Annotated in this window: 24 protein-coding genes; 3 read left to right on the top strand and 21 right to left on the bottom strand. The window is 50.2% G+C overall.

What is annotated here, in order from left to right:
* Positions 1-18: 18 nt before the first annotated feature.
* Together RSC70_RS09205 and RSC70_RS09210 are read left to right on the top strand one after the other, a co-directional pair.
* Positions 19-1,059 carry an ADP-ribosylglycohydrolase family protein gene (locus RSC70_RS09205; RefSeq protein ID WP_130987636.1) on the top strand — a complete coding sequence of 347 codons (1,041 nt, stop codon included), beginning with the start codon at positions 19-21 and terminating at the stop codon, positions 1,057-1,059.
* Positions 1,059-2,006, top strand: a complete 948-nt coding sequence (locus RSC70_RS09210; protein WP_332542270.1) for a PfkB family carbohydrate kinase — start codon at positions 1,059-1,061, stop codon at positions 2,004-2,006. Before RSC70_RS09205 ends, RSC70_RS09210 begins: the two co-directional genes overlap by 1 nt.
* A 9-nt stretch (positions 2,007-2,015) precedes the next feature.
* Here RSC70_RS09210 and RSC70_RS09215 read toward each other — a convergent pair whose 3' ends face one another.
* The 12 genes from RSC70_RS09215 to focA all read right to left on the bottom strand — a co-directional run bounded on the left by RSC70_RS09215 (position 2,016) and on the right by focA (position 12,613).
* Positions 2,016-2,381, bottom strand: a complete 366-nt coding sequence (locus tag RSC70_RS09215) for a helix-turn-helix domain-containing protein (protein ID WP_332542271.1) — start codon at positions 2,379-2,381, stop codon at positions 2,016-2,018.
* The gene (locus RSC70_RS09220) at positions 2,374-2,775 is read right to left on the bottom strand and encodes a type II toxin-antitoxin system RelE/ParE family toxin (RefSeq protein ID WP_051874147.1); all 402 of its coding nucleotides are present in this window, start codon (positions 2,773-2,775) and stop codon (positions 2,374-2,376) included. The genes RSC70_RS09215 and RSC70_RS09220 overlap by 8 nt, the downstream gene beginning before the upstream one ends.
* 294 nt (positions 2,776-3,069) lie before the next feature.
* On the bottom strand, positions 3,070-3,831 hold the full coding sequence (locus RSC70_RS09225; protein ID WP_040046561.1) for a GntR family transcriptional regulator: 762 nt from the start codon (positions 3,829-3,831) through the stop codon (positions 3,070-3,072).
* Between the two features lie 185 nt (positions 3,832-4,016).
* Positions 4,017-5,387, bottom strand: coding sequence for an adenylosuccinate lyase (purB, locus tag RSC70_RS09230; protein ID WP_332542272.1), 1,371 nt, complete (start codon positions 5,385-5,387; stop codon positions 4,017-4,019).
* A 156-nt stretch (positions 5,388-5,543) separates the two neighbouring features.
* On the bottom strand, positions 5,544-6,170 hold the full coding sequence (hflD, locus tag RSC70_RS09235) for a high frequency lysogenization protein HflD (protein WP_040046563.1): 627 nt from the start codon (positions 6,168-6,170) through the stop codon (positions 5,544-5,546).
* 169 nt (positions 6,171-6,339) lie between these two features.
* Complete coding sequence (locus tag RSC70_RS09240) at positions 6,340-7,398, bottom strand: GGDEF domain-containing protein (RefSeq protein WP_063586938.1); 1,059 nt, start codon at positions 7,396-7,398, stop codon at positions 6,340-6,342.
* 158 nt (positions 7,399-7,556) lie between these two features.
* A complete protein-coding gene (gene mnmA / locus RSC70_RS09245; protein WP_025797040.1) occupies positions 7,557-8,660 on the bottom strand; it encodes a tRNA 2-thiouridine(34) synthase MnmA in 1,104 nt (367 codons plus the stop codon).
* Between the two features lie 150 nt (positions 8,661-8,810).
* The gene (locus RSC70_RS09250; RefSeq protein WP_332542273.1) at positions 8,811-9,494 is read right to left on the bottom strand and encodes an anti-sigma factor; all 684 of its coding nucleotides are present in this window, start codon (positions 9,492-9,494) and stop codon (positions 8,811-8,813) included.
* Complete coding sequence (locus RSC70_RS09255; protein ID WP_040046566.1) at positions 9,491-10,054, bottom strand: sigma-70 family RNA polymerase sigma factor; 564 nt, start codon at positions 10,052-10,054, stop codon at positions 9,491-9,493. Before RSC70_RS09255 ends, RSC70_RS09250 begins: the two co-directional genes overlap by 4 nt.
* A 58-nt stretch (positions 10,055-10,112) precedes the next feature.
* The gene (locus tag RSC70_RS09260) at positions 10,113-10,697 is read right to left on the bottom strand and encodes a fasciclin domain-containing protein (protein WP_282807173.1); all 585 of its coding nucleotides are present in this window, start codon (positions 10,695-10,697) and stop codon (positions 10,113-10,115) included.
* 98 nt (positions 10,698-10,795) lie between these two features.
* Positions 10,796-11,521 carry a hypothetical protein gene (locus RSC70_RS09265; protein WP_332542274.1) on the bottom strand — a complete coding sequence of 242 codons (726 nt, stop codon included), beginning with the start codon at positions 11,519-11,521 and terminating at the stop codon, positions 10,796-10,798.
* Positions 11,522-11,755: 234 nt separating this feature from the next.
* Positions 11,756-12,613 carry a formate transporter FocA gene (gene focA, locus RSC70_RS09270; protein ID WP_332542275.1) on the bottom strand — a complete coding sequence of 286 codons (858 nt, stop codon included), beginning with the start codon at positions 12,611-12,613 and terminating at the stop codon, positions 11,756-11,758.
* A gap of 286 nt (positions 12,614-12,899) precedes the next feature.
* Between focA and RSC70_RS09275 the strand changes: the two genes are divergently transcribed.
* Positions 12,900-14,912, top strand: coding sequence for a sigma 54-interacting transcriptional regulator (locus RSC70_RS09275; protein WP_332542276.1), 2,013 nt, complete (start codon positions 12,900-12,902; stop codon positions 14,910-14,912).
* Positions 14,913-14,982: 70 nt separating this feature from the next.
* Here the strand turns inward: RSC70_RS09275 and RSC70_RS09280 are convergent, their stop codons facing one another.
* Genes RSC70_RS09280 through hyfB form a run of 9 tightly spaced genes read right to left on the bottom strand, consistent with a single transcriptional unit; the run spans position 14,983 to position 25,174 of the window.
* Positions 14,983-15,414 carry a formate hydrogenlyase maturation HycH family protein gene (locus RSC70_RS09280; RefSeq protein ID WP_063586944.1) on the bottom strand — a complete coding sequence of 144 codons (432 nt, stop codon included), beginning with the start codon at positions 15,412-15,414 and terminating at the stop codon, positions 14,983-14,985.
* Complete coding sequence (locus RSC70_RS09285; RefSeq protein ID WP_332542277.1) at positions 15,414-16,190, bottom strand: NADH-quinone oxidoreductase subunit B family protein; 777 nt, start codon at positions 16,188-16,190, stop codon at positions 15,414-15,416. Before RSC70_RS09285 ends, RSC70_RS09280 begins: the two co-directional genes overlap by 1 nt.
* The gene (gene hyfH, locus RSC70_RS09290; RefSeq protein ID WP_040046574.1) at positions 16,187-16,738 is read right to left on the bottom strand and encodes a hydrogenase 4 subunit H; all 552 of its coding nucleotides are present in this window, start codon (positions 16,736-16,738) and stop codon (positions 16,187-16,189) included. The genes RSC70_RS09285 and hyfH overlap by 4 nt, the downstream gene beginning before the upstream one ends.
* Before the next feature lie 10 nt (positions 16,739-16,748).
* The gene (locus RSC70_RS09295; RefSeq protein ID WP_332542278.1) at positions 16,749-18,488 is read right to left on the bottom strand and encodes a hydrogenase large subunit; all 1,740 of its coding nucleotides are present in this window, start codon (positions 18,486-18,488) and stop codon (positions 16,749-16,751) included.
* A gap of 1 nt (position 18,489) precedes the next feature.
* Positions 18,490-20,076, bottom strand: a complete 1,587-nt coding sequence (locus tag RSC70_RS09300; RefSeq protein WP_130999115.1) for a hydrogenase 4 subunit F — start codon at positions 20,074-20,076, stop codon at positions 18,490-18,492.
* A 4-nt stretch (positions 20,077-20,080) separates the two neighbouring features.
* A complete protein-coding gene (gene hyfE / locus RSC70_RS09305) occupies positions 20,081-20,731 on the bottom strand; it encodes a hydrogenase 4 membrane subunit (RefSeq protein ID WP_040046577.1) in 651 nt (216 codons plus the stop codon).
* An 11-nt stretch (positions 20,732-20,742) separates the two neighbouring features.
* The gene (locus tag RSC70_RS09310) at positions 20,743-22,182 is read right to left on the bottom strand and encodes a hydrogenase 4 subunit D (RefSeq protein ID WP_130985976.1); all 1,440 of its coding nucleotides are present in this window, start codon (positions 22,180-22,182) and stop codon (positions 20,743-20,745) included.
* Between the two features lie 15 nt (positions 22,183-22,197).
* Entirely contained in the window at positions 22,198-23,148 is a 951-nt protein-coding gene (locus RSC70_RS09315) for a respiratory chain complex I subunit 1 family protein (RefSeq protein WP_025797020.1), read from the bottom strand.
* 10 nt (positions 23,149-23,158) lie between these two features.
* Complete coding sequence (gene hyfB, locus RSC70_RS09320; protein ID WP_103009847.1) at positions 23,159-25,174, bottom strand: hydrogenase 4 subunit B; 2,016 nt, start codon at positions 25,172-25,174, stop codon at positions 23,159-23,161.
* Between the last annotated feature and the right edge of the window lies 1 nt (position 25,175).

Here is a 25,175-nt window from a genome sequence, read left to right on the forward strand (position 1 = left end):
ATATTGAGGTTGTTTGTTATGGACTTACACGTATCTTCACAGGCAGAAGTGACTCTCCAACAGCGAATCCTTGGTGCGCTTTATGGCCAAATGCTAGGCGATTCACTCGGGATGCCTTCCGAGCTTTGGCCACGTTCGCGCGTGCGTAGCCATTTTGGTTGGATCGACCGCTTTTTAGATGGCCCTCAGGAAAACAACGCCGCGTGTTATTTCACCGCCGGGCAATTTACCGATGACACTTCGATGGCGCTGGCATTGGCTGACGCGCTGGTAGAGGCTAATGGAAAAGTAGTCCCTGAGCTGATTGCGAGAAACGTCATTCGTTGGGTTGATAGCTTCGATGCGTTTAATAAGAATATTTTAGGCCCAAGTTCAAAAGTGGCGCTGCGTGAGCAGAAAGAAGGCAAGCCAATTAGCAGTTTAGAAAATAACGGGGTGACTAACGGCGCGGCAATGCGTGTTTCTCCTTTGGGATGCGTGCTTCCGTCGGCTCCGTTGCGTACTTTTGTTGATCAAGTATGGGAAGCCTCTAGCCCAACGCATAAATCGGATATTGCGGTAGCCGGTGCCGTGGTGATCGCATGGGCAGTCTCTAAAGCTGTTGAAGGTGCTTCGTGGGAAGAGATTAAAATGGCGCTGCCTGCCGTAGCGAGCTATGCGCAAGAGTTTCGCCCGTCAACGTTCAGCGCCTCCTTGGCTGCGCGTATTGAACTGGCGCTTTCTGTCGTTTCTGGTTCTGATGGCATAGAAGACGCCAGCGAGCGCGTTTACCAATTGGTGGGTGCGGGGGTGAGCACCATTGAGTCTGTTCCTGCGGCGATCGCGATGGTTGATTTGGCTCAGGGTTGTCCTAATCAGTGTGCGGTGCTGTGTGCCAACCTCGGCGGAGACACCGATACCATTGGTGCTATGGCAACGGCTATCTGCGGCGCATTGAAAGGTGTTAATGCAATTAAGCCAGAGTGGCTTGCCACGCTGCAACAAACCAATCCTATCGATATGACGCGTTATAGCACCGCGTTCGAAAAATTCCGTGCTCAATGGCAGGAAGCAAAATAATGAAACCGTGGCTGAACCAATTTTTGCATCAACGAAAACAGGCGAAGCCCGTCATGGTGCTCGGCGCTTCGGTCATGGACGTGGTGGCGGATACCGATCGTTTACCGGAAAGGGGCGGCGATCAACCGGCCTTTGAACGCGGCGTTCATCTGGGAGGATGTGCGTTAAACATTGCGCTGGCGTTACATCGTTTAGGTGTTAGCTGTGTACCAATGATGCCGATAGGCGAAGGTGTGTGGGCAGATCGGCTGCGGGCGGCCATGGCGAGCAAAGGCATTTACAGCCAGCTTAACGTGAGCGGGGGCGATAATGGGTGGTGTTTGGCGCTGGTTGAACCGGATGGTGAGCGAACCTTTATCTCATTTGACGGCATTGAAAATCAGTGGCAGGCACAGTGGTTAGAACCGCTGACACCCACGTCGGGCTTTGTGTCTATTTCCGGCTACCAGCTTAGCGTTCCGCGCGGTGATGTTTTACTGAATTGGGTTAATGGTTTGCCAACTGATGTGAAAGTGGTGGTTGATTTTGGCCCAAGATTGGATCGTATCTCGCCACAGGTTGTTCAGCAGCTAGTGCGCCCCGGCGTTATCCTCACGTTAAATGAGCGTGAAGCCCAGATCCTTGGTATGAAAAAGGATGGTGTGGAGGCGTTTTGTCAGCAGCTTCATCAACAAATCAAAGAGCTGGTGGTGGTCAGAATGGGCGATGCTGGCTGCTACTATCACCAAGCGGATGATGAAAAAGGCTGGGTTGATGCTTGTCGCGTCAACGTAGTTGATACAATTGGCGCTGGTGATAGCCATTGTGCTGGGTTGCTGGCGGGGCTAGCCAGCAACTTGTCAGCCAAGGATGCGTTGACGCTAGCCAACCATATCGCTGCCTATGTAGTCTCTTTCCGCGGCGGTGATTGCGCACCAACCACGGAAGAGTTAGCTGAATTTTTCTAACCCTACGCGCTATTCGATCACTAAACGTGCTCGCTTGCCGGTCATGCTCAGCATGCCGACAAGTGAGTCGATAGTAAACTTCTCGGTTTTTTGGTTCACCACGTCAGAAACTCTCGGGCGCGAAATATTCAATATTTCCGCGGCAGCGCTTTGTTTAAGGTTGTTAGACGCAATCCACTGGGTAATTTCTACCATCAGGGTGATCTTCATCTCTAACTCGGCGTTTATCTGGGTGAGAGATTCCGCATGCAATTGCTGAGCTTGGCTGTCAGAAAAGCCAAGGTCTGCAAAAATGTTGCCATCAACTTCGGTGATATGGCGAGACTTAGTATCAATATGGCTATTTACGTGGTTGCTTACGTTGTGATTACTCATGTTTAAGACTCCTTTCTTTGACGATTTCTTTATACCGCAACATGACGATTTCATTGTCTATGCGCGAGGTCTTTTGCGTTTTCTTCGTAAAGCAATGCAGCACATAGACTGATTCGACAAATGTTGCGACATACATGATTCTGTATTGGTTATTATCGTTATCTATTCGGATTTCAACGATGCCGGAGCCAAGATCGTTTCTCGGCTTCCAGTGCCGAGGCTCAAGGCCATATTGAACACGATGAAGCTCAAACCCCGCCGTTTTTTTAACTTCATCGCAGAAGGAGAGCAGCACCTTCTTAGATGTTCCCCTCCAGTCTATAGGTTTAACACTAGGCGTTAGTTTTAAACCAGAAACCGTTATGGCAATGAAAGTCCTTTTTTGATCACACATGGTGTCGATCCTTTTGCGTATAAAATTTTATACCTGTTTGTATGCTTTGCAAGCAGTATTTTCAGATGCACACCAACATAATTCGGCATGAGGTGGTCCGGGAAAAGAGTAATCCTGAGTAAATTTAATTGCTTGGGGAAAATTCATTGGTGATAAAAGTGTGCGAGGGTGTGCACAGCGCGGTAAAGCTTGAAAGGCAATTGCTAAATAAACTTGCGGAGAGATTCGCAAAGAAGGAAATAAAAAAGCGCCACTCGATTGGTGAGTTGCGCTTTGATGATGAGGCGTTAGAACTCAGTCTTCGGTGGAGTACTCATACATATCGCCACGGCAATAGTTGATGCTGTACTCCAGCGGCCGCAGTTCGTGATCGAGTAAGGTCTGACGGATCACCAACATCGCCGAAGGTTCTTTGATCAACAGTTTTTCACGTAGTTCATTATTTGCCAGACAGGCGCTAATTTGGCTATAAAGCTTGCCAAACTGAATCTGGCGGCTGCGCAGGTAGTCGTATAGTGAATTACCAATTTGCTCGACGTCATCAATGGCGTTTTCAACCACGTATGAAATAGCGACGGAAACGGGGCTGTGATCCACGGTACGAATACGCTCTAGGCGGAAAACTGAACTGTTTTGTGGAATATTCAGCTTTTCAGCAACGTTGACTGAGGCAGTCACGCGCTCACGCTTGATCCACACTGAGCCAGGCGTTCGGCCTTGTAAATTCACCTCACCGGAAAACCCTTTAATGGTCGCGAGGGAGTAAGCCAGCGGCGGCGTAGGGGTATTTTTCACCATGGTACCAAAGCCACGGCCACGGCCGATAATATCGTCTTGCTCAAGACATGCCAGCGCCTTACGCACCGTAATTCTGGATATTTTCAATGCGTCGGTGAAAGCGCGTTCGCTTGGCAGAAAATCGCCTGGTTTGACGATCCCTTGATCAATGGCTTCACGGAGAGATTCATTAAATCGAAGATAGATTGGCATCGAGCCAGTTTGGGCAATATCTTGCTGTAATTTATTTAATAACTGCAGGCTATTTTCTGCGCTCATAGCGTTGAACGTCCGGATTATTTGTATTGATTAAGACGGATGAGATCCTCAGTGTAGACCGTGATTTCAGATTGCAGAAGGAAAAATGCGTGATTTCGTGGCAGGGGTTTATATCGAAGCACAAAATACAACCGGTTGAATGAAAACTGCCCGCAATCGCGGGCAGTTTGAAGCGGAAAAGCGAATTATTTCAGCTTGTCGACGAGAGTAATGGCCTCACCAATGTAATTGGCCGGCGTCATGGCTTTCAGGCGCGTTTTCTCGTCGTCTGGCAGAGCCAGTCCATCGATAAATGCCTGTATGCCCGCCGCATCAACACGTTTACCACGGGTTAATTCTTTCAGTTTTTCATACGGTTTTTCGATGCCGTAACGGCGCATCACGGTCTGAATTGGCTCGGCCAATACTTCCCAGTTGTGATCCAGCTCATCCAGAAGATGATCGCGATTCACTTCCAGTTTGCTAATCCCTTTCAGAGTGGACTGATAAGCGATTAATGCATAGCCAAGACCAACGCCTAAGTTGCGCAGTACGGTGGAATCCGTAAGGTCGCGCTGCCAACGTGAAACTGGCAGTTTAGCGGCCAAATGTCCCAGAACTGCATTCGATAGACCCAGATTACCTTCAGAGTTTTCGAAGTCGATTGGGTTTACTTTGTGCGGCATCGTTGAGGAGCCGATTTCACCCGCGATGGTTTTCTGTTTGAAATGGCTAAGAGCGATATAGCCCCAAATGTCGCGGTCAAAATCGAGCAAAATGGTGTTGAAGCGTGCGACGCAATCGAACAGTTCTGCAATATAGTCATGCGGTTCAATTTGCGTGGTGTATGGGTTCCATTGGATACCCAGAGACGTGACGAACTCTTCACTAAACTGATGCCAGTTAACTTCAGGGTATGCCACCACGTGGGCGTTATAGTTACCCACCGCGCCGTTAATTTTGCCGAGGATATCAACATTACCCAACTGGCGGAACTGGCGCTCCATACGATAAGCCACGTTGGCAAATTCTTTGCCTACGGTTGAAGGTGTTGCTGGCTGGCCGTGGGTGCGAGAGAGAAGGGGAATATCGCGGTATTCCTGAGACAAGCCGGCAATAGCATCGATGATTTTGCGCCACTGTGGCTTGATCACTTCTTCACGCGCGGTGTTCAACATCAGTGCATGAGACAGGTTGTTAATGTCTTCAGAGGTACAGGCAAAATGGATGAACTCGGATACCGCGTGCAGCGCAGGAACTTCGGCGACCTTTTCTTTCAGGAAGTATTCTACGGCTTTAACGTCATGATTGGTGGTGCGCTCGATGGTTTTGATGCGCTGAGCGTCTTCTTCGCTGAATTCGGTGACAATTTTGTCAAGGAAAGCGTTTGCGTCGGCGTCAAAAGCCGGAACTTCGCGGATTTCTGCACAGGCTGCTAATTTCTGCAACCAACGTACTTCTACCTGCACACGGAACTTCAGCAGACCATATTCACTGAAAATCGGACGTAGCGCGGTGACTTTATCGCCATAGCGGCCGTCAATCGGTGACACTGCGGTCAGAGAGGATAATTCCATCGGTAGCAACTCCTGAGGGATTGAGGTGGATATAGAAAAACGTAACCAATCGGTAAATCTTCCAGCGAGCGATCGCTGGGCTAACTATTCTTTAGAATCTACAAAATCTCTTTAGAACCTACAAAATCTTGTCTTTAGAACTGACAAGACGTTGGATTAACAATGCGTAAGTAAATTTTGGGCCATCTGGAATAAACGATTACGCGAGAACATCAGCTGCAAGCGCCCACCGCCAACCTGTTGCCACAAGATCCCAGAGCGAATACCCGCTAATAATGCAGCGCGTACTTTGGCTTGAATTAGTGGATTTTGCAGGATAGTTGGGGAGCCAGTGACCTGAATGCGTGGGCCTAACGGGCTTACGACGTCAACGTAAATCGAGGCTAAAGAGCTAACAATCGTTTCAGATTCAAGATCGAAATGTGCCAGTTGGCGGTCTAGAACATTGATACGGTCAGACAGCGTTTGCATGGCAGCATTGTTGCCAAATAACTTGCGTTCTAACACCATCAGGCTCAGACAATAACGGGTTAACTCCGCGCCAGGCCCTTGGCGATTGGCATTCAGCACGTTTAACAGCGTTTCGAGGCCTAACTTAAGGTCGCGCTCATGATCGCCAAATACGGCCAGCGTTGATGGCGGGTTCGTTTGAAGAATACTGTTCAGCGACGTTCTCATTGCGGCGTTATCGCACTGACCTTCATGTGCCAGCTGTTGAACCAGTCGGGCTGATTGACAGATACCGGCTAATGCCAAGGTGATGTCATAGTAGTTCTTCGCCACGGAGACTCCTGTATGCGCGGACAAGGAAAAATTAACACAGGTTTAGGAACCCGCGTAGAAATTCAAGCGCAGATCATGCCACAAAGCAGGGCTTAAACACAGAGGCAATCGAGTTCCCTGACGACATTTGGCTGATGCCTGCTTAATTCCCACGCTGGTGGGGCAAACTTTACTCGATAACGACCTTGTTTTTTCCGCTGTGTTTTGCCGTATAAAGCGCGTTATCGGCGCGATTGAGCGTTTCTTCTAAGGTTGCGGTTTTCCCGTCAAACAGGCTAATACCAAATGAAGCCGTGACATGAATTTTTGGCCCATGCGAGAGGAAGAACTTACGGTTGCTGATGGCTAACCGAATACGCTCACAGATGTGATAGGCGCGATTAAGATCGTCATAATTGATAATGAGAGCAAATTCCTCACCGCCAAAGCGTGCCACAAAATCGCTTGAACGGGTGATCAATCGAATCAGCTCGGCCACTTCAATCAGAACCTGATCGCCCGCTAAATGCCCATAGGTATCATTAACGGATTTAAAGTTATCAATGTCGATCATCACTAAGCAGCAAGGCGAACGTGACTTCGACAACGCCTGCATTTGCTGCTCGAGCGCCTGTCGGTTGTGTACTTTGGTCATTGGGTCGAGCAGGGAGGCCGCGCGGACTTTAAAGAAGGCATCGACGCTGCGGCGCTTGATAGAAAGCGTTTGATAGCAGACGAGTAAACAAATAAAAGAGACAGTTTGGTAGAGCAAAATATCTAAAACGTGGTCTTTGGTATGCAAAAACGGCAGCACAATCACAACGCGATACAGCGTGATAAAAATGATCGTTTTGAGATAGGTGCGGAACGTATTGCGTTCCCATACTTTCGCGATGAGCACCGGAACCAGCATCACCGCCAGTAGCAGATTATCGAGAACGAAGCCGCCGGTGGTCGCGAAGTTAACCAGCCATGCTGTGATCCCGGCAATACCTCCACCAAAGAAAGTGACTAACAGCATTGGTACAATTTCGAAGCTGTAGTAAACCTCCTGCGTGAAGTACATTTTGCTGCGTGTGAGATACAGTGAGATCAGTCCCGCGATCACGCCAAATAAAATGCGGCGACTCAACGATGAATGTGAACTTAATGCGTTGTGTTTGCTGAGCACAAAATAACTCACCGACAGCGATGCGTAGGTGACACAAGCATTTATGTAGAGAACATCGAGCGACTGTAGCGGATTCATCGTTTATCTCTGATTAGTATTCGTCAGAATATTCTCAGTCTAGCACGCGACTTTCAACCGTAATTTAAGAAAGGATTTATTTATAACTGTCTGAATTTTGTAAATAAGAAAGCCGGAGAACAAATAATGTTCTCCGGCTTAAGTAAGGTGCTGAAAACTTAGTCAATGATGCGTTGTTCGATAACACCGCCGCCTAAGCAGACTTCATCGATGTAAAATACCGCAGACTGTCCTGGCGTCACCGCTGCGACGGGTTCATCGAAGCGAACTTCAATGCGTTCATCATCAATTGGCGTAACGGTGCAAGCGATATCCGGTTGGCGATAGCGGGTTTTCACCACGCAGCGGAACGGTTCGCGCACGGTTTTACGATCGACCCAATGCAGCTGCTGGGCAATTAAACCATTCGAGTACAGGCTTGGGTGGTCGTGGCCTTGAGCAACGAGCAACACGTTGTTTTCAAGATCTTTCTCGACCACATACCAAGGATCTTCGCCGCCGTCTTTGGTTCCGCCGATACCGAGGCCCTTACGCTGCCCGAGCGTGTGGTACATCAAACCTTGGTGCTGACCGATCTCTTCACCGTCAACGGTCATAATTTTGCCCGGCTGTGCAGGTAAATAGCGGCCAAGGAAATCACGGAATTTACGTTCACCGATAAAGCAGATGCCGGTTGAATCTTTTTTCTTCGCGGTCGCAAGATCTAACTGTTCGGCGATTTTGCGAACTTCTGGCTTTTCGAGTTCACCAACAGGGAACAGGCTCTGTGCCACTTGCTCATGGCTCAGCGTATACAGGAAGTAGCTCTGATCTTTGTTGGTATCAACGCCGCGCAGTAGCTGCGTGGTGCCGTTGATATCGCGACGGCGCACGTAGTGGCCCGTTGCAATGTAATCCGCACCCAAATCTTCTGCGGCAAACTCTAAGAATGCTTTGAATTTGATCTCTTTGTTGCACAGGATATCGGGGTTAGGCGTACGGCCAGCTTTGTATTCGGCTAAGAACAGCTCAAATACGTTATCCCAATATTCCGCCGCAAAGTTGACGGTATGCAGTTCAATACCTAACTTGTCGCAGACTGCCTGAGCGTCAGCCAAATCGGTCGCCGCTGAGCAGTACTCTTCATTGTCGTCCTCTTCCCAGTTCTTCATGAACAGGCCAGCAACCTGATATCCCTGTTGTTGTAATAGGTAGGCGGATACGGAGGAATCAACGCCGCCGGACATCCCGACGATCACTTTTTTCTGGCTGTTATCTGACATGAGACTCTCACAGTCTGAGTGGAACACAAATTTAAGGGGCGGATTTTAGCACGAAAGCAGGGCGTGGAAAAAGCACTGCGCCGTATTTTCTAGACGACTGGTCTAGCGGCGCAGGCTGAAGAGATAGACGTATAGAACACAATACGTATTTTACAGTTGAATACTGCCTGTAAACAGAACCTTACCTGTTGGCTGTCCGGTTGGGGAACCACCACGTGGTTCTAGGCTTATAGCCAATAGACTGCCATTAATAATTGGTTTACCTAATGCCGAAACGGCACTCAATGCGGTATTGCTGATAATACCGAGTGAAATAGGCTTGCCACCTTTCGGTATCGCCCACAGTTCTAAGCTCCGATCGCTAGGAATATTCAACCCACGTGGAGGCGTTAGCGTTAACGCATGGCTGTCTGGATTTAAGCTAACCTGCCAGCGCATATTATTGTCTTGTGTGGCAAGTACCGCGACTTCAGACGGCGGGGCAAAAGGTTTCACCAACGTTCTTGGGAGTAAAACTAATAACAAGCAGGCCGCCGCTAGCGCAGCTACGCCTATCCAACCATGGCGTTTAATCCAATGTGATTTGATGCTTATGACGTTGTCACGTTCACTGTCAAGCTGGCGTACAATATTTTGCCAAACGTGAGCCGGAGGCTGAATTGGCTGATAGAGATCGTCCAGCGGTGCGAGGCCATTTTGCCAACGTAGTACGTGCACTTGCAGCTCAGGCGTTTGCTCTAGCCAACGCTCGAATCGTGCTCGAGGCAAACCGCGTAGCGTGCCCAGCACGTATTCGCCAGCCAGTTGTTCGAGGTGTTCAGTGCGAGGGATCATAAGCCTAAGCATCCTTTAAGTTGTTCTAGTCCACGGCGTATCCAGCTTTTTATGGTCCCCAGTGGCTGGTGGAGAAAGGCAGAAACTTCGCCATGTGACAGCCCTTGATAATAAGCCAATACGACGGTTTGCTGCTGATCGGAAGGCAGCCCCGCTAAGCACTCTTTAAGTCGTAAATTTTGCACGTTATCTTGAATGTGCTGTAGCGGATCGTCATTAATGCCGTTGTCACTCATCTCCGTGTCAAATTCATCATCGGTTGGTATTTCATAGCGTGCGCTGCCGCTACGTAAGCCATCGATGGCGCGATTGCGCACGATATGGGTCAACCAAGTTTGCGGGCTGCTAAGCCCTGGCTGATAGGTAGCCGCTTTGTGCCAAATGGTGATAAAACTCTCTTGCAGAATATCCTGCGCCCATGCCGGATTACGCAATATTTGCACGGCAACCGAATAAAGCCTCGGTGACGTTTGGCGATAAAGATCTTCAAAGGCCGCTCGGTTTCCCCGAGCAGCCTCTTGGATTAATCGTGTTAGAGGCTCAATATCGCCGTTATTCATCGTTCTACCTTGTGCAGGAATAATCTACAGAAATCACCTGCAGCAAGTATAGACGGCTTTATTTAGGAAGGAGCACCTTGTCAATGACATCGATGACGCCATTTTTCTGATGTACATCATAGGTACTGATATTAGCGACGCCGCCGTTCGCATCTTTAATCTGAATATTGTGCGGGCCGTTTTGTAATAGCCAGATATCTTGCCCGTTCACGGTTTTGAGCATGGCTTTGCCATTACCTTGATGGATTTTTTTCTCCAGCGCTTTCATGTCCAGAGAGCCGGGGACCACATGATATGTGAGTACAGACACCAGTTTGGCTTTGTTTTCCGGCTTTAGCAGTGTATCCACCGTGCCAGCAGGTAGGGCTGCAAACGCTTCATTGGTTGGCGCAAAGACGGTGAAAGGGCCTTTTCCCTGCAAGGTATCGACTAAACCTGCTGCTTTGACTGCGGCTACCAAGGTGGTGTGATCTTTAGAGTTCACGGCGTTTTCAACGATATTTTTTTGTGGATACATTGTTGCACCACCGACCATGGTGGTACCACCAGACATCATGGAGGCTTCAGACATGTTTTGTGCAAATGCAGAAGCGCCACACACCAGCAGAGAAGAGCAAATTAAGGTACGGGTAAACATATTCATGATGCGTTCCTTATGAGTAGGGGAAAAGTCAGGCTCTGTGCCTCACATACTCATATACGGACGGGCAGGTAGATTGGATGCAGAAAAATGAAAATATTTTAGATTTTCTTTCGACACCGCTCGCCATCCTCAAATGCTTCATCTGGAGTCGCCCCATGACGCAGTAGGCGACAAATGGCACCGTAAGATTTATTTGGCATTAAGCTTTCATAGGCATCACGAATTGAGCGGTAGTTGTTACCCTTCACGCAGATACCATTTTCTTTGCCAGCGCAACGGTTATGCACGATTAACGATTCAGAGAGAATTAGCCGATAGGTGGAAATCTCCTGCCAGGAAAAATCAATAATGTCATAGGGATGAATGCCTGTAGCTGTAGAGCGCCAACGAATATAATAGGGCTGTTCTTCATCGTAGAGGTAAACACACTGCAACTTTTTTGCTCCGCGCATCTTGAGATGGTTGAAGAGATCAAAGCTATTCTTTTTTGACCACTGATACAGATCGCGAACGCTCCAGTTATTTACGCGAAATACGCGTCCCGCCTGTAGGTGGTTTTGGCTTCTGTTCGTAGGTCGTTCAAAGGTGTGGTAGCGGTAGGTATGCCATGCTTTTGTTGCTTGGTTAAATAATACTTCAATGTGATGAGAATGGTCTCCGCCTGTGGGAAGGCTTACGCCAGTATGCATCTGATATAACGTTTGCAAATGTGCCAAGAAGCAGGTTTTTTTCGGTTTGCCATAGCGTTCAAAATACGCGATAAAACAGACCGAAAGGCTCTCTATCGTGTCATGCGGAATATGACTAACCTGTTTTTTTGACATATTAAATGAGCCTGTTTGCCTTTGTATATTGGCAGCTGTTTGGTATTCAGTTAGCCTTGCTGGCAGTCAATGTACCTGCGGATGAAAATTATATTTCCAAATCGTCAAATCTGACGAATAGAAATAAACCTCATTGCTACCGATATTACGCACAACTGTTTTTTCATGTCTATCACAATGGCAATGCGCCATTATGATAATGAGCTATCCATCTCGTCATTAATGACGAAAATATTACTGTTTGTTTTTAGGGTGACGTAAGTAAATCACCCAATAGGTAATTCCCACGAGTACGCCACCGCCGATTATATTACCAATAGTGACGGGGATAAGATTGTCAGTAATAAAATTATTCACGGTCAGAGCAGAAAACTGATCCGGTGTAGTATTCAGCGTTTGCCAGAATGTATCGGGTGAAAAATTGCGAATAACGATCGCCAGCGGAATAAGAAACATATTGGCAATGCTGTGCTCAAAACCGCTGGCAACGAACATGCCGATAGGCAATAAGAGGGCGGCAATTTTGTCGACCAAAGTACGCCCAGAGTAACTGAGCCATACGGCAAGGCAAACCATTAGGTTGCACAATATGCCGAGGCACACAGCTTCAATAAACGTATGATGCATTTTGTGATCGGCGGTCTGTAAAACGTTGAGCCCCCACTGACCGTTACTATTCATCGCTTGTCCTGCGAACCAGATAAGCGCGACCAGCAGCATAGCCCCGACAAAATTTCCGACGTACACAATGATCCAGTTGGTTATTAATTGACGCCAGTTGATGAGCCCACTGGCCTTAGCCATTACGGTAAGTACCGAAGAAGTAAAGAGATCGGCGCCGCAAACGACAACCAGAATCAGTCCTAAGGCAAAGCACAACCCCCCAGCCAATTTGGTGACCCCCGTAGCGGGCGCTGGGCCCATAGTTACTGTGATGTAGAAAACAAAGGCGAGGGAAATAAATACGCCAGCGGTTAGTGCGAGAAAGAATGAGAGCTCTTTCTTTTTAGTCGCTTTATATAATCCTGCTTGTTCAGCGACTTTTGCCATTTCATCCGGCAAACGTAAATCAAATGGATTGCCTGTGCTCATAGCTAACTCCTGTCATATCACCTGATATAAAAAAGGAACGAATAGAAAGTATGATTCTATATTCACTTTAAGATATGCACGTTGCGTACCAAAAAACTTTCTGATAGATGTGGAATAACTATCGAGATCACAAAAATTGATTATTAAAGATGACGTGGATATATGCGGGTGATAGGCAGTAAAAAATATCCTGTTCTGATCAAAGAATAATGTGTCATTTGTTATATTAATTTAAAAACGTATTACACTGGGGATTCAATAATCAGAATGATAACGTTGCGATATTATGAAGCCGAGCGAAACGAGTATTATTACTAGCGTTGTTACTCCGCAAAATTTACCGTGGCAGGAGGTTGTCTCTCTGGTTACGCAGCAGTTGCTTGGCCAAACCGACAGCATTTCTGCGCTCAAAGCATTTATCCCATTACCGCCCCCCTTTAGCCCTGTGCAATTTATCGAACTTCATCTCAACGACGGCGTTTATTATCGCTGTTTTGACGATGGCAGCGTTGAGCGTTCGGCAACGGCTTTCACCGGCAGTGTAAGCGACAGCAATTTGCATCTGGTCAAACTTGCGGGCAGTACGTTAGTTGAGCTCAGGTTTGTGCGTAATGACGGAGGTCTGTTTACCGCCGACGATAAAGTGCTTTTCTCCTGGCTTGCGCGGTTAGTCACGCCGGTTATTGAAGGCCTACTGGAGCAAGAACGCCTGCGGGAAGAGTGCGTGAATTTAAGCCATGAACGCGATCAGTGTCAGATTTTGGTGGATACCACCAATTCTGTGCTATCGCATCTTGAAACAGATGCGCTGGTGGCAGAAGTGTCGAAAGAGATTCATCGCTTTTTTGGCATTGCATCGATTGCCATGGCGTTATGCGACGCCGGTAAGCAGCAAAGTTTGGTGGTATATGCCAGTGACTATTTGCCTCATCAATCTGTTACCTGCCGCCAATTTTCTCTTGAGCTTGATGGCAGCATGGTGGCGCGTTCACTGCATGAGAATCAGTCTATTCTGGTGCAAACCCATAAGCATTTAACCGATTGGCGACAAGATCCATTACTTCAGACATTGGCTCAAAAAGGTATGCAGGCGGCATTTTTTCTGCCGTTATCGTTTAACCACAAGCCTCTTGGCGTTCTGATTTTAGCACACCCCGATCCCGCTATTTTTACCCGCGATAGCTGCCAGCTTTTGGCTCAGATCGCGGCTCGTATCGGCATTGCGGTAGAAAACGCCGACGCTTATGGGCAGATCACCCGCAGTAAAGATAGTCTGGCGCATGAAAATATCTGGCTCAATGAGCAAATCCAAAATAGCGACGGATTCAGCGACATTATTTACCAAAGCCAAGCGATGAGTGATGTAGTTGAGCAAATGGAAATGGTCGCTGAAAGCGATAGCACCGTATTAATTTTGGGGGAAACGGGAACCGGCAAAGAGATGGTGGCTCGCGCCATTCATAAGCTCAGCGCCAGACATAATAACCCCATGATAAAAATGAACTGTGCGGCGGTGCCTTCCAGCCTGCTTGAAAGCGATCTGTTTGGCCATGATAAAGGGGCGTTTACTGGTGCTACCACTACTCATCTTGGGCGCTTCGAAATGGCCGAGGGCGGAACGTTATTTTTAGATGAAATCGGCGATATGCCGCTCGAACTTCAACCCAAACTGCTGCGAGTTTTGCAGGAGCGGGAGATTGAGCGTTTGGGGGGAAATCGAGTTATCCCTGTTAACGTACGCGTTATCGCTGCGACCAACCGTGATTTGCAACACATGGCGGCTGAACGTGAGTTTCGTGGCGATCTTTATTACCGGCTAAATGTGTTTCCAATTTTGTTGCCTCCGTTGCGTGAAAGGCCAGACGACATTCCCTTATTGGCTAAATTTTTCACTCAAAAACTGGCTCGCCGCATGAATCGTGATATTGACAGTATTCCCGCCGAAGCCTTGGAACATTTGAGCCGATATCCTTGGCCAGGCAACGTGCGTGAGCTGGAAAACGTAATTGAAAGGGCCGTAATTTTGACCCGTCGCGGGCCGCTTAATTTGCAGCTTAATGATTTACGCATCCCCGCAATTAAAAAACATGTGGCAGATAAAATCTCCAAAATGGCGCAGATCCTGCAAACCAAAGCCCCAGAAAATGATGAAGAGGAAAGAGAGCGTATTGTTCAGGTGCTACGTGAAACTAACGGCATTGTGGCGGGGCCTCGCGGCGCGGCGGTTAAGCTGGGCATCAAACGCACCACGTTGCTGTCGCGGATGCAGCGTTTAGGCATCTCTGCCCGAGAAGTATAAATTTGTGAACACTAAGTAATGCACCGTTTGGGAAGCACATTGCTGTGCTTCTTGATTTGTGATGAGGCAATTAGATAGTAGCCGGTGTCTTTTTCACCATCAGATAGATGGCGGGCTCGCGAACTATCTCGGTTAACAAACGGATTAAGGTCGAACTCCATTCGGCAAAGGGTGCCGCTGCTGACTCACATAGCGGAGCAAACGCATTGGCGAGCATCTGAGTGTGCGTAATATCAATCGTTATTTCGCCAAAAGTCAGTAGTCCACGCATTTTGCGCTGTGCATCGCCCTCAGGTAAGAGTGAAATCCAGTTCTGGTACACGTCTAAAGAGCAGGTAAGTTCGGTGTTCAGACAGTCAATAACGCCCACGTGATGCCCAATCGCCAAGGAGTAGTACATCACCTGCTGCGCCTGCTCGGGGACATCGCCGCTATCAAGAAATTTTTGCCGCAGTGACCAAAAGACCACATTATGCTGATTTGATTTTTCCTCCCCAGTCATTATCGACCTCTCGTAACCAGTAGGCTTTGCAGCCGATGCACGATTTCGTTTAGGCGTGGATCGTTAGCGCTTTGCAGCCATTGTTCAATATTGCCTGACACGGTGTTGGCATCACCGTTTTGTAGCAGGCCGAGGAATTGATCGCTGATCTCGCGTCCTTGCCGATAACCAGCCAAACGCCGTGCTTCACGTTCAATGAGAATTCTGAGTTCAGGCAGTGTTTCTGGCAGTAATAACGAGGCTTTCTCATTCTCCTGCTGCTGGTGGTTAACGCCTTTAAGTTTTTGATCGAGCAAGCCGAGTGCGACGGCAAATCCGTAAATCGTTGCGGCAGGTGTTGGCGGGCATCCGGGTATCCAAACATCAATTGGAACAATAGTATCGCTGCCGCCCCATACGCAGTACAGATCGTGGAAAATGCCTCCACCGCAGCCGCAGGCACCGTAAGAAATACAGATTTTAGGATCGGGCGCTGCTTCATAAGCACGTAATGCCGGAACCCGCATAGCCCGCGTGACGGCACCGGTAAACAGAAGAATATCGGCATGGCGCGGTGAGGGAACCACTTTGATACCAAAACGTTCGGCGTCAAACAGAGGGGTGATCGCGGCGAATATTTCTATTTCACATCCGTTGCAGCCGCCGCAGTCGACGCGATAGACATAGGCAGAACGCTTAATATCTCTGAGCAGGGTTTGTTTGAGCGCGGTTGCCGACTCATCCAATTGAATCGGTTGGCTGACTGTATGACCGATCGGATTCGTTGTGTGGCTCATTGGCTTTTCTCCCCAACGTGATAGCTCAGGTTTTGGTGCTCATGATGGCTTAGGTCATCTCTACGTCGGCAGCTAGGGCAGGTTTCAAACTTGGGACGCATTTGCTCAACGCTGGCGGCATCGACGCCAGACTGGATCAGCAGCGCCATCGCATATTCCACCGATTTCACCGGCGTGAAAGGACGGTGACAGCTGCGGCAGTTTTGGAGTTGAAAGGTTGCTTTCACGTACAAATCGGGCTTGTGGGTGACCGCCATTTCAAACTCGGGCGACAGCACAATTGCTCGCGTTGGGCATACCTCTTCACACCGACCACAGAAAATGCAGCGGCCAATAAACAATTGCCAAATGCGCTCGCCGCTCTGGAGATGAGTTTCCATCGTCAATGCGTTAGCAGGGCAGGCGACGGTGCAGGCCCCACAGGCGATGCATTGTTCGGGATCGTATTCCGGTTTGCCACGAAAGCCGGGGCAAACGTCCAGCGGCTTGAACGGATATTTCACCGTTGGCTCACCGGCTTTGAGGATGGTCTTAAACAGTTTCAGCATTGTTTACCCCTCATTTCAGCGGTGAATGATTACGTTCAACGCTATAGCGTTCAATTTCCCGATAGGAGACGGTTTTGGATTTTTTCTTACGCACGTCAACTAGGGTTACCCGATCGGTACAGGAGTAGCAGGGGTCAAGGCTGCCAATGATAAGCGGAGCATCGGAAATGGTGTTTCCACGCAGCATGTAGCGTAATACCGGCCAGTTGGCGTAGGTTGCGGCGCGACAGCGCCAGCGGAACAATTTTTGATTGTCGCCCAGCATGCTCCAATGCACGTCTTCACCGCGTGGTGCCTCGGCATAACCTAGAGCAAATTTATGTGGTTGATAGGTAAAGCCTTCGACCAGCAGATTGCCTTCGGGCAGGTTATCTAAGCCGTACTCGATCATGGCTAAAGAATCGAAGACCTCCTTCACGCGCACCATCACGCGTGAGAACACATCGCCGCCGTCGAAGGTAAATAACGTTTTAGGTAGGTTACCGTAATCGGCATAGGGGTGGTCGAAACGCATGTCTCGCTTGAAACCGCTGCCGCGGATCAGTGGCCCAACGGGGCTGAAATCCCGCGCGATTTTACGATCTAAAATGCCCACGCCCTGCGTGCGTTGCTCAATGTTCGGCGTATTCATCAGCATATCGACTAGCTGAGTGACGTCATCGCGCATCTCGTGCACCAATTGCAGGGTTTTCATCTGCTGGGCTTTGAGAATGTCACGACGAATGCCACCAATGAGGTTTAAGCCGTAGGTTTTGCGGGCGCCGGTGAGCAGCTCAGCCATCATCATGGATTTTTCACGTACGCGGAAAAACTGCATGAATCCGGTATCAAAGCCGACAAAGTGGCTTGATAGGCCGAGGTTAAGTAGGTGGCTGTGCAGACGTTCAACTTCTAATAAAATACTGCGAATGGTATGGGCTCGGGGAGGAACCACGATACCGAGTGCATTTTCAACCGACGTCGTGTAGGCCACGCTGTGGGTGAAGCCGCAGATTCCGCATACCCGATCGGACAGGAAGGTGACTTCGTTATACCCCATGCGGGTTTCAGCCAACTTCTCCATACCGCGGTGCACGTAAAAAAGCCGATAGTCGGCATCGATAATCTGCTCGCCGTCGACAAACAAGCGGAAATGCCCAGGTTCATCCGACGTAATGTGCATCGGGCCAATCGGCACAATGCGGTTATCTTTACCGCCGAGCTCATTGATGAATTCATAGGTTTCGGCATCGGTGGTTGGCATTGGGCGCTGGCGATAATCCATCGCATCTTTGCGCAACGGATACATGCCGTCAGGCCAGTCATCGGGTAGCACTAAGCGCCGCTCATCGGGTAAACCTACCGGTATCAAACCGTACATGTCGCGGATTTCACGCTCGCCCCATACCGCTGCTGGAACGCGAGGTGTGACAGAAGGGAATTCCAGCGTGGTGGCGCTGACCAAGGCCTTAACCGTGACCCAACACTTTTCGCCTTCCTCCATCGATAGCACGTAATAAACGGCAAAATAACCATTTAGTGAACGTTCATCATTGCCAAATAACACCGGTAGCCAGCCGCCGAGCTGATAGTACAGATACTCCACAATCTCTGGCAGTTCATTGGTTTTGACCGTAATGGTGAGCTGATCGGCGGTTTGCCACTCTTCGTCCAGTACGCTGTTGGGAAATTTTTCGCGCAGTTTTTTCAAATAACCCGCACCGCGCTTTTCACCCTGTTGATTGCTATTCACCACATTTAGGTAGCTCACATTACTTCTCCATGCAGGATGTTGATGCGCATTGCGCGGACGGCACAGGTTGTGCAGCGACCCACGGCCAGTTGAAGGTCGGGGTCTGCGTTGATGATGGATTCATGACGATGGTGGCGGCGTTTTCCAGGAGGCGAGTTACCGGCTGGGGAATGTGCGTCCCCATGATCAGCATCAGCACGATCAGGATCGCCATCGGTAAGGTTGTGAACAGCCCCAGCTCGCCTTTGCTGACGGCCTCGGGGGCGTCGCCAAACAGAACACATGCCACCATGCGTACTAAACCACCGAGTACGATGGTCAGCAGCAGCAAGATGAAAACGGTGAGCCAAAGATGCCCCGCAGCCAAACCAGCAACAACGGTCATAAACTCACTGATAAAGACGTTAAATGGAGGCATTCCGCCGAGTGCCAATGCCCCTCCCGCGAAGAGTACGGCGCTGAACGGCATGATTTTGAGCATGCCTTTCACCGCGTGTAGATCTCGCGTGCCGTATTTCAATAACACGTTGCCAGAACCGCAGAACAGCAGGGTTTTGGCGAGACTGTGATTAAGCGTGTGTAGCAAGGCCGCCAGCACCCCCAGCGGGCCGCCGATGGCGATAGCAACCACAATCAGCCCCATGTTTTCGACGCTGGAGTAGGCCAGTAGGCGTTTGATGTCGCGTTGAACCAGAATAAAGAACGCAGCAACGGCCACAGACAGCAAGCCAAAAACGATCAGTAATCGGCTTGGGAATACGGGGCCAATAGCGGCGCTGATAATGATGTAGTAACGGATGATAACGAGCAGGGCACAGTTCAGCAGCACCGCAGAAAGCAGGGCGCTGGTGGGGCTGGGCGCTTCGCTATGGGCATCCGGTAACCACGCATGCATAGGAAATAGACCGGTTTTGGTTCCGAAGCCAATCAGGATAAATACAAAGGCTAAATGCATCAGCGTTGGGTCTAGTTCGCTCGCATGCTTAAGGACTTCCGTCCAGAAAATAGCGTTGTTGGCATCGGGCATAAAGCTGGCCGCATTGGCATAAACCAAAATGGTGCCAAACAGGCCGAAGGCGACGCCGACGGTACAAATGATGATGTATTTCCATGCGGCTTCCAGCGACGATCGCTGTCCGTAAATGCCCACCAGAAACGCCGAACTTAAGGTAGTGGCTTCAATGGCGGCCCACATTAAGATGAGGTTGTTGCTGGTGACCACCAGTAGCATGGTGAAGAGGAACAGGTGGAAGAAACCATAGTAATTGCACAGCGTCGGGACGGAAATTTCTCCTTCGTCGACTTCATGGCGCATGTAGCCAATCGAGTAAAGCCCCGTTAAAAAGCCAATCACGCCTAGAATTGCCAAGAACAGGGCGCTGAGACTGTCGATATGCAGCCAGTGGTTAGCCGATAAGAGTTCGCCGTGTTCAGCGGTCATCGCGACCACCCACAGAGCGACGATTAACAGCGCGAGAATGCCAATGCTGTGTAGCGCCGTGACCACGATGCGGGCTGAATCACCCAGCAGGCGGCTGGCAAAGGTTAACAACGAGGCAATTAACGGCGTCGCCAGTAGGAGAAATAAAATCGATTCTTGATTCATCGCGTTACCCCTTCAGCGCCGTGAGTTGTTCAACGTCCAGCGTGTTGAGCGTGCGATAAATTTTGCGCGCTAGCACCGCCATCACGATCACGGCAAAAATGGCATCGGTGGCAATACCGATTTCAACTAACTCTGGTGCACGGAATGCCAGCAGTGCGAGAGTGAGGTGAGAGCCGTTTTCCATCAGGCAGTAGCCAAATACCTGTTTTAGAATATTGCGCTGGGTCACGATACACAGCAGCCCCAATAGGAAGTGCCCAAGAGAGACCGCCAGCGCGGGTTTCAGCGTCGCTAATAACGGGAGTTGAACCGGTGCGACTACGAACCAACACAGCACGACGATAACGGCAGCCGACAGCATCAGCATCGACATGCTGATAATGCTGCCATTGGCGCAGGGGTCTGACAGTTTGCGGAAGGCATAGCCCATAATGAGCGGCACCATTACGACTTTGGTAACGAATGCGCTGATGGCCCAAAGGGCTAACTGGTGCGCCTCAAGGGTTTGCGATAACGTGAAGAATATCAGCACCAGAACCAGCGACTGCAAGGCATAGAGCCAGCAAGAAGCGGTGGGGCGTTTGGCTCCAATGACCAGCAGCGATGTGAGCATCATCAGCCCTGCTAGGTTATTAACGATTAATGATCCGGTCATAGTTGACTCCCTTATCCAAGCCAGGCAACGGCGATAAAACTTGAGAACACCGACATCGCGATCAGCACCACCAGCACGATACGCATGGCCAGAGGAACCGGTGCCGCTTGGGCGACCTCTTCGCTCGGCGTGCCGGGAATGACGCGACCGAACCAGTAAATAAACCATGCAAAGCTGGCGACAGACTCAATGAGTACCAGCACCATTAATGGCGTCATGACCCAAAACTCATGTGAAAGCGCAAAACCTGCGGCGAAAATAGGGAATTTGCTAAAGAAGCCGTTAAACGGGGGTACGCCGGTAATGGCTAAGGCGGCCACGCAGAATCCGATGCCTAGCAGCGGCATTTTTTTCAGCACGCCCTTCAAACGCGGCAGCATTCGGGTGCCGCAGCTGTAGCTGAGTGCTCCGGCAATCAAAAAGAACAGGCTCTTGGCAAAGGCGTGGTTGAAGATGTAAGCCACGCCGCCTTCAAAGGCTAGTTTGGAGCCGAATATCGATAGTGAGAGGGCGAGGAAAATATAAGAAAGCTGAGTGATGGTTGACCACGCTAACAGGCGTTTCATATCCTTTTGCGGCAGATACATCAGGAAGCCATAAATCAGCGTGATGGTTGCCATAACGATGCCTATCCAGCCGATAATATGCGGGACTTCTCCGGCAGATAGGATGGCACGTGCAAAGATATAAACACCGACTTTAACCATTGATGCCGCATGTAAATAGGCACTGATAGGCGTTGGCGCTTCCATGGCATCAGGTAGCCACGCCTGTAGCGGCAGCTGGGCAGATTTCCCCCATGCGGCAAACAAGATCCCGCCGAACACGATATAGCTGGCGCTGCCGTGCAGATTAGCGAGAGCGCTGAGGGCAAACGTGCCGGTATTAAGGAACAGCGTGGCGGCAGCGAGATACAGCCCAATCGAGGCCACATGGGTGATGAGCAGCGCTTTCATGGCGGAACGCTGAGATTTTGGCGTCTGGTAATAGCCAATCAATGCCCATGAACAGCCGCCCGTGATTTCGAAAAACAGCAGTTGCCCCAGAATGGTGGATGAAAGAACCAGCCCGACCATGGCACCAATGAAGATCAGCAAAAACGCATAATAGCGATTGCCTCCGTCATGCGGATGCTCTTTATTACCGACGGTGAGATAACCTGTGGAATAAAGGCTGACCAAGAAGCCAAGAAACACGACAGCAAAAACGATAAGCGTGCTGATTCGGTCAATGGTAAAACCAAACAGCTCGACCGTGCCGTAGCTGAGTAGGGTATAGGTGACGTCTGCTTTATCATGCAGCCAATATTGCCAACCCAGTGCTAGCGTGCCTAAGGTTGCAATTAGGGCGAAGAATGTACATAGCCATTTAGCGTAACGTTTGGGCGCGCAGGCGGTGATCAGTGCGCCGATAAACGGTAGCAAAAGGGTCGTTAGAGCGATATTTTCCATCATGGTGGTAGCTCCTTATAGACCGGTTAGGTAGAACACGAAGGCTAGCGCAGCGACGCCAAAGCCAAGCCATGTCACACGGTGAGTCATCAGGAAGCGACCGCGAGCCAAACTGTTTTCAACCAGTGAGGCCAGCACGAATACCACCAGAAGTTTGATAAGCATGAGGATCAGTGCGAAGAAGAGCGCGGATGCGCTGAGCGTGGCGGCCTTGCCAAAGGGAATAAATACCGCCAAAAACAGTTCTGCGACCACCACTTGCTTAAGGCCAATTCCCCACTTCACCAAGGCCAGTCCCGAGCCTGAATACTCGGTGAGCGGCCCTTCCTGTAATTCTTGTTCGGCTTCGGCGACGTCGAAGGGGATTTTTCCCATCTCTATGAAGGCGGTAAATCCGCAGGCTAGCAGCGCTAAGAAAGTTGCCGTTGGTGAGCTCCATCCTTGAGTTAAGGTGGCGCTAATGGTGCCGATGTTGGTCGATCCCGCGATAAGCGCTACGACTAAAAGAGCCAGAATCAACGTTGGTTCAACTAAGATCCCTAAGGTGAGTTCACGGCTGGCACCAATACCAGCGAAAGTGCTGCCGGTATCCAAACCGGAAAGCGAGAAGAAAAAGCGGAATAGCGCGAAAAGATACAGCAGAGCGATCAAGTCACCCGCGCCGCCGAAGGGCGCAGTCTGTGTGAAGACGGGAAGAGACATCGCCACCAGCAGCATGCTGCCGAGCAAAACGTAAGGCATCAGGCGGAAGATGATACCGGACTGCGCCGGACCGACTTCTTGGCGCTTAAACAGCTTGCCAAGATCGCGATAATCCTGCCAAATCCCCGGCCCGCGCCGAGATTGCATTCTGGCGCGGATCTGACGTGAGATACCGGTCATCAGCGGAGTCATGGCTAATAGGATAATCGCCTGTACTAACGCGAAGATCCCCATTGCCAGCGAGGGCGTTTCTTGCATCAACATGATTTTCTCCTCACACCGCAATTATCAAAAGTAGGATCACCAATGCGGCCACGATATAGAGGCAATACAGCCTGAAATCGCCCCCCTGCAAATTTTGAACGCGTGAACCAAAACGCCGCACGCCACGAACCAGTGGGTAGATGATGCCTTCGTCCCAAAACGGTTCTACGCGCGCGGCTCCGCGCGTAGTGCTATCGAGGGCGCGCGTCAAAAGAGGGGATGGATCAAGCTGTTTACGCAGTCGATAAAGCGACATAAACATCACGCGTAGTGGTTGAGTAAAACTGCCCGCAGAGGCCGACATGGCGTCCTCCCAGCCGTAGCCGCAGGCCCAAGGATCGCCGTGGCGACGAAATTTCTGCTGTTTACCGCGTAATGCCAGATAAACCAGCAGCGGCAGCACCGGTAATGCCAGTAATAGGATGAACATCACCGCCGGGGAAAGCATGGCCTGCGATGCCTGCGCGGGAACCAACAGCAACCCTTCAGATACGGTGATGGGGTGAGTGTTGACGAGCGTAGTGGCTACGCTGGAGATGATGGGCGCAACGACGCTGGCACCTGCGCCAAGCAATATGCACAGCAACGCTAAAAGCAACATGGATAGCGTCATCGGCCAAGGCACTTCGCGGGCCTGTGCGGCCTGCTCGCTGCGCGCACCGCCGCAAAAACTAATGCCGTACACTTTAACGAAGCACATGGCTGCGAGTGCGCCGGTGATGGCTAGCATCACAATGGCAATTGGCGCACTTAGCCGCATGATGAAATCACCGGAATGACTCATTGAGAACAGCGATTGATAGGTGTACCACTCACTGATGAAGCCGTTGAGCGGAGGGAGCGCTGAAATGGACATACAGCCGATGAGGAACGCGAGCCCTGTCCAAGGCATAAGCTTGCCGAGGCCGCCCATTTTTTCCATATCGCGGGTGTGCACCCGATAAATAACCGCGCCCGCGCCGAGGAACAATAGCCCTTTAAATACGGCGTGATTCAACAGATGATAGAGCGCTCCGAGCAGACCTAGTGCGGCGAGAACAGGGTGCTGAGTGGCCATTCCGACCATGCCCACGCCCACGCCCATCAAAATGATGCCGATATTCTCAACCGTATGCCATGCGAGGAGTCGCTTGATATCGTGCTCGGCAAGCGCATACAGCACGCCTAAAACGGAAGATACGGCGCCAAACCCTAGCACCACGATCCCCCACCACAGTTCGGTGGCACCCAAAAGGTCGATACCGATCTTGATGATGCCGAAAATGCCGATTTTGACCATGACACCAGACATCAACGCCGATGCGTGGGAAGGTGCCGCAGGGTGAGCGCGAGGCAACCAGCTATGTAACGGCAGCATCCCTGCTTTGGCACCAAAGCCAAAAAAGCCCAGCAGAAAAACGGTCGAAGCCAGACCAGGAGAAAGCGAGAGGCTGCGGAAAGAGGCAAAATTGAGGCTGCCACTTTGCTGCCACATCAGGAAGAACGCGATCATGATGAGCACGGAACCCGCGTGGGCAATAAAGAAATAGAGCAGGCCTGCGTGAATAGATTCGTCGTCCTGATCGGCGATAACCAAAAACCATGAAGCGAGCGACATCATCTCGAACAGAATGATGAAATAAAAAGCATTGTCCATGACGACCAGCGCCACCATGGAGGCGATGAATAGATTCATGAAGAACCCCATGCTCCACGCGCCGCGTCCGCGATACTCCTCGACATAAGAAAGCGAATAGAGTCCGCACAGGGTGACTAGTAACGAAATGACCAGCACCATAAACGCCGCCAATGGATCCATGCGAACCACGAACTCGGCAAAAGGGAAGGGGCCTGCGGTAGAAAAAGTGAGCGTTGCGTTCTGTATCAATACAGGAAACGCGCTACACAGTCCGATAATGCCGCCAAGAATGGCGCTGATGCCGGTGGCCCAAATAGCGATACGCTCTTGCCTTGCGAAGAGTAAAGAAAGTACGGCACCTATAACGTAGAGACCAACAGACCAGAACAACAAGTGAAGAGAATCCATA

The organism is Hafnia sp. (genome assembly GCF_036648275.1).
Taxonomy (GTDB): domain Bacteria; phylum Pseudomonadota; class Gammaproteobacteria; order Enterobacterales; family Enterobacteriaceae; genus Hafnia; species Hafnia alvei.

Bases quoted from the DNA above. Each gene is read 5' to 3' on its own strand.
- RSC70_RS09285 (WP_332542277.1), bottom strand. From the start codon at position 16,190: ATGAGCCACACAACGAATCCGATCGGTCATACAGTCAGCCAACCGATT.
- hyfB (WP_103009847.1), bottom strand. From the start codon at position 25,174: ATGGATTCTCTTCACTTGTTGTTCTGGTCTGTTGGTCTCTACGTTATA.
- RSC70_RS09260 (WP_282807173.1), bottom strand. From the start codon at position 10,697: ATGAATATGTTTACCCGTACCTTAATTTGCTCTTCTCTGCTGGTGTGT.
- RSC70_RS09300 (WP_130999115.1), bottom strand. From the start codon at position 20,076: ATGAATCAAGAATCGATTTTATTTCTCCTACTGGCGACGCCGTTAATT.
- RSC70_RS09315 (WP_025797020.1), bottom strand. From the start codon at position 23,148: ATGTTGATGCAAGAAACGCCCTCGCTGGCAATGGGGATCTTCGCGTTA.
- RSC70_RS09220 (WP_051874147.1), bottom strand. From the start codon at position 2,775: ATGTGTGATCAAAAAAGGACTTTCATTGCCATAACGGTTTCTGGTTTA.
- RSC70_RS09310 (WP_130985976.1), bottom strand. From the start codon at position 22,182: ATGGAAAATATCGCTCTAACGACCCTTTTGCTACCGTTTATCGGCGCA.
- RSC70_RS09265 (WP_332542274.1), bottom strand. From the start codon at position 11,521: ATGTCAAAAAAACAGGTTAGTCATATTCCGCATGACACGATAGAGAGC.
- hyfH (WP_040046574.1), bottom strand. From the start codon at position 16,738: ATGCTGAAACTGTTTAAGACCATCCTCAAAGCCGGTGAGCCAACGGTG.
- RSC70_RS09240 (WP_063586938.1), bottom strand. From the start codon at position 7,398: ATGAATCCGCTACAGTCGCTCGATGTTCTCTACATAAATGCTTGTGTC.
- RSC70_RS09210 (WP_332542270.1), top strand. From the start codon at position 1,059: ATGAAACCGTGGCTGAACCAATTTTTGCATCAACGAAAACAGGCGAAG.
- RSC70_RS09275 (WP_332542276.1), top strand. From the start codon at position 12,900: ATGAAGCCGAGCGAAACGAGTATTATTACTAGCGTTGTTACTCCGCAA.
- RSC70_RS09255 (WP_040046566.1), bottom strand. From the start codon at position 10,054: ATGAATAACGGCGATATTGAGCCTCTAACACGATTAATCCAAGAGGCT.
- RSC70_RS09225 (WP_040046561.1), bottom strand. From the start codon at position 3,831: ATGAGCGCAGAAAATAGCCTGCAGTTATTAAATAAATTACAGCAAGAT.
- RSC70_RS09250 (WP_332542273.1), bottom strand. From the start codon at position 9,494: ATGATCCCTCGCACTGAACACCTCGAACAACTGGCTGGCGAATACGTG.
- RSC70_RS09205 (WP_130987636.1), top strand. From the start codon at position 19: ATGGACTTACACGTATCTTCACAGGCAGAAGTGACTCTCCAACAGCGA.
- focA (WP_332542275.1), bottom strand. From the start codon at position 12,613: ATGAGCACAGGCAATCCATTTGATTTACGTTTGCCGGATGAAATGGCA.
- RSC70_RS09280 (WP_063586944.1), bottom strand. From the start codon at position 15,414: ATGACTGGGGAGGAAAAATCAAATCAGCATAATGTGGTCTTTTGGTCA.
- hyfE (WP_040046577.1), bottom strand. From the start codon at position 20,731: ATGACCGGATCATTAATCGTTAATAACCTAGCAGGGCTGATGATGCTC.
- RSC70_RS09215 (WP_332542271.1), bottom strand. From the start codon at position 2,381: ATGAGTAATCACAACGTAAGCAACCACGTAAATAGCCATATTGATACT.
- mnmA (WP_025797040.1), bottom strand. From the start codon at position 8,660: ATGTCAGATAACAGCCAGAAAAAAGTGATCGTCGGGATGTCCGGCGGC.
- purB (WP_332542272.1), bottom strand. From the start codon at position 5,387: ATGGAATTATCCTCTCTGACCGCAGTGTCACCGATTGACGGCCGCTAT.